5 protein-coding genes are annotated in these 3,155 nt (G+C 63.9%); 1 reads left to right on the forward strand and 4 read right to left on the reverse strand.

Annotated features, from left to right (window positions below; genetic code table 11):
• Window positions 1–384 (forward strand): hypothetical protein (locus tag E6J59_19575; GenBank protein ID TMB15999.1); only part of this gene is annotated, 384 nt, incomplete at its 5' end.
• A gap of 12 nt (window positions 385–396) precedes the next feature.
• Here E6J59_19575 and E6J59_19580 read toward each other — a convergent pair.
• From E6J59_19580 to E6J59_19595, 4 genes are all read right to left on the reverse strand, one after another.
• Entirely contained in the window at window positions 397–1,377 is a 981-nt protein-coding gene (locus E6J59_19580) for a hypothetical protein (protein TMB16000.1), read from the reverse strand.
• 20 nt (window positions 1,378–1,397) lie between these two features.
• A complete protein-coding gene (locus tag E6J59_19585; GenBank protein ID TMB16001.1) occupies window positions 1,398–2,024 on the reverse strand; it encodes a Uma2 family endonuclease in 627 nt (208 codons plus the stop codon).
• A 24-nt stretch (window positions 2,025–2,048) separates the two neighbouring features.
• Entirely contained in the window at window positions 2,049–2,969 is a 921-nt protein-coding gene (locus tag E6J59_19590) for a hypothetical protein (protein ID TMB16002.1), read from the reverse strand.
• Window positions 2,970–2,977: 8 nt separating this feature from the next.
• Window positions 2,978–3,155 (reverse strand): citramalate synthase (locus tag E6J59_19595; protein ID TMB16003.1); only part of this gene is annotated, 178 nt, incomplete at its 5' end.

Genomic DNA, 3,155 nt, shown 5'->3' on the forward strand with positions numbered 1-3,155 from the left:
AACTCCGGAGTGATCGCCGTGATCGAAGGGGCGGGCGCCCACTGCTGTGAATACATGACCGCCGGGGTCGTCGTCGTGCTCGGGCCCGTGGGGCGCAACTTCGCCGCAGGGATGTCGAACGGCGTGGCCTACGTACTCGACGACGCCGAAACGTTCTCGGCACGCTGCAACACCGACATGGTCGCCGTGCGGGCGCTCGAGCCGTCGGATGAGGAGGTCGTGCTCGAGCTGCTGCGGGAGCACTGTGCGAAAACCGGCAGCGCTAAGGGGCGCGTGATTCTCGACTCGTGGGACCGCTGCGGGCCGTTGTTCCGCAAGGTCGTCCCGCACGCGGCTCCTGCTCCTGTGGCAACGCCCGCGGAAACGACGCCCGTGGCGGTGTGACGCGTCAACAGATCAGCGGGGCGGCTGCTTCCTGACTTGTTGACCACGCTGGTTTTGCTCCGCGTGATATCGCGCCATTTCGCCGCTCGGTGTAGCCCCCACCTCCTTGGCGAGAATGGCGAGTTGGTCGGGATGTCGCGCGCCTAGCCCTTGCACGAGGTGCGCCCCGGCGGTTGAGAGCTTATTCCTCTCGATCACAGCGATCCGCAGCCGGCTTACGACGGCGTTAGTGTCAGGATCGAACCGCGGCACCTTGCCCGCCACGATCTGCTCCTCCAGCACCTTCCCCACTACGGACAGCCCGTTGTAGAGCAGGAACGGCAGAAACGGATCGTCGGGCTGGTCGCGCCACCTCTGCTGAACCCATTGGATGAGCGAAGCGTGGTAGCCCTCGGCACGGGGTCGGCCCGCGACACGCGTTGTATCCCAGCCCATGTACCGCATGGCTTCCAGCTGCCTCACCTCCTTTTCTTCAGAGCTCGTGCGCGCTCTGATCTGAAAGACGATGGGAGCGGCCTCCAGCGTGAGAGGCGTTGTGTGGGGCACTCCCCAATGCGCGTGAAACGTGACGTGCAATTCGTATTGATCGGACGCGAGGTGATGCGCAAAGAGGTGAGTGCGGAGGTCCCACTCGTCGCCCATGATGTCTTGCAGCACCATCGTCTTCAGAAAGCTCGCGCCTGGCGGCACAGGCTCTCCTCGCCAGGAGGGGTCCAAGCGGTAGTCGAGAATTGGTTTGCTCACCTCGACGAGGTGCCCATGCCCTAGTCTGACGGATAAGGTCATCGCCAGGGAGAGCAAGCTGAAGAAATGGGTCCAAGCGGTATCGGTGCCGACGTTCTGCAGCCGCACCAACAGGTAGACCGGTTCGTCTTCGAAGAATTCCGCCTTGCCGACGTCCGCCGTGAGAACCAATTGTTGTGTAGCGCCGCTCGTGGGGACTAGTATGGCGACCGTCGCGCAGATCCATGCAATGGTGACACGTCGTTCCATATTCGAGGACGCACCGTCCGTCAGATCGGCCGGAACAGCTCGCGGAGCTCGAGACTGAACGCCTCTCGGGCGCCTGCGGGGTGCCACACCAGGCGCTCCCGCTCCACGGTCGGAAATTGGGCAGCCGGCGTCCAAACCTCGACCCAGCGCTCCTCCCCGTCGACAGCCCAATAGCTTGGGATTCGGCGCTCCTGGTACAGCCGCCGCTTGGTGAAGCGGTCGTACCGAAGAGTCGACGGGCTCAGCACCTCGATCACCAGGAGGAGGTCCTTCACCTGTGTCCAGTCGAGGGTTCGGACCTGATCGAGCGGGGCGACAAATAGGTCGGGCTGCACCAGGGTGTCGGACGTCCACGAGATGTCCGCCGGGGACGGCAATAGATGGCCGACAGGCTCACGTTCGAGGTACTCGCTCACTGTCCGGACCAACCTCACCGCCAGCTCCTGATGCCACAGCCTGGGTGCCGGGGTCACCAACAGCTCCCCGTACACCACCTCGTAGCGATTACCGTCCTCGGGCAGGGCTCGCACCATGTCGGCAGTGTAGTAAACGGGGGCGACCATGCCCATAGTATCGGCTCCTCGCCAGCGTGGGGGCAAGATGCGTGCACCCTTCATGGTGCGGTGACCGCCGCCACGAGTCGTCATCCGATTCGCGCCGGCCTCATCGGCTCACTGCCTCGGCCTCGCCTTGCTTCGATGTTCTTTCTCACGCTGAGCTGCCACCGCTCCCGCGAGAGACTGCCCCAAGGCGCGCGCCAGAGGAGGTACGAGCTCTGGGCGATCGGCATAGCCGGCGTCGACCGCGTACGCTCCAGCCGGCAACGAACGCTGCTCGTCCGCGACCGCGGCGCGCAAACTTGCAAGACGAGCGGCGCTCGCCGCATCGGGCCACGAGCCCGTGGCCTTCGCGATTTGGACTCCGTCATGAAGCACGAACGCCAGGTAGGGGTTTCCGACATCCTTCGCGGATAGCCTGCTCGAAACCCAGGCAAGGAGCGCACCGAGGTATCTGGAGCGCTGGTCCCGATCCGAAACCATGCTGGTCAACGACTTCACCTCTCGGTAAAGTGGCTCTTCGCTGGTAGTCCGGCCGCGTATGGAAAAGTGCACGGGCTGAGCTTCGATGGAGCGACCCGCATCGGGCCCGACCTCCGAGATGAACGTGGCGCTCAGATCGTATGACCCAGGCAACAGGTGCCTGATGAACAGCCCTCGCGCGGCCGAATCCGCTTCTCCCCACCAGTCTTGCAATACGGTCGTATCGTACAGCCGGTCGCCTGGTGCAATGGGAACGCCGCGCCACCCGACGCCCGGGACGTAGTCCGACACGCCCACGATCCGCGGTACTGGCGAGCCAGTTGAGTTCGTTAGCGCGGGCACTAAGGCCGGGTACGTAATGCCGAAAGGAGAGACCCAAGCTGTGTCGGCCCTATTGTTGGCCAGCTCGAACACGGCGTAGATCGGCTCTTGTTCAAAGAACTCTCCCTTGCCGACGTATAGCCTGAGCTCTAACTGCGCATTTCTGTTTGATCCAGCCGGGGCGCCGAATTGACTCAGCAGCGTCAAGCCGAGCAAAACCGTGGTCACCATCGGCCCTTTCATATCGAAGGCTTCGAAGACTGACGCCGTAGCAGCGGCAGCTCTAATCCATCCCGCAGCGCCTGCCAGCTGGCCTCGATGATGTTCTCCGAGCAGCCCATGGTGCTCCAGCGCTCCGCACCGCTGGCTGACTCCACCACGACCCGGGGCTTGGCCGCGGTGCCGAGGTGCTCGTCC

The sequence above is a fragment of the Deltaproteobacteria bacterium genome, from assembly GCA_005879795.1.
Classification (GTDB): domain Bacteria; phylum Desulfobacterota; class Binatia; order DP-6; family DP-6; genus DP-6.

Coding starts and splice junctions, on each gene's coding strand:
- E6J59_19580 (TMB16000.1), bottom strand. CDS start 1,377: ATGGAACGACGTGTCACCATTGCATGGATCTGCGCGACGGTCGCCATA.
- E6J59_19585 (TMB16001.1), bottom strand. CDS start 2,024: ATGACGACTCGTGGCGGCGGTCACCGCACCATGAAGGGTGCACGCATC.
- E6J59_19590 (TMB16002.1), bottom strand. CDS start 2,969: ATGGTGACCACGGTTTTGCTCGGCTTGACGCTGCTGAGTCAATTCGGC.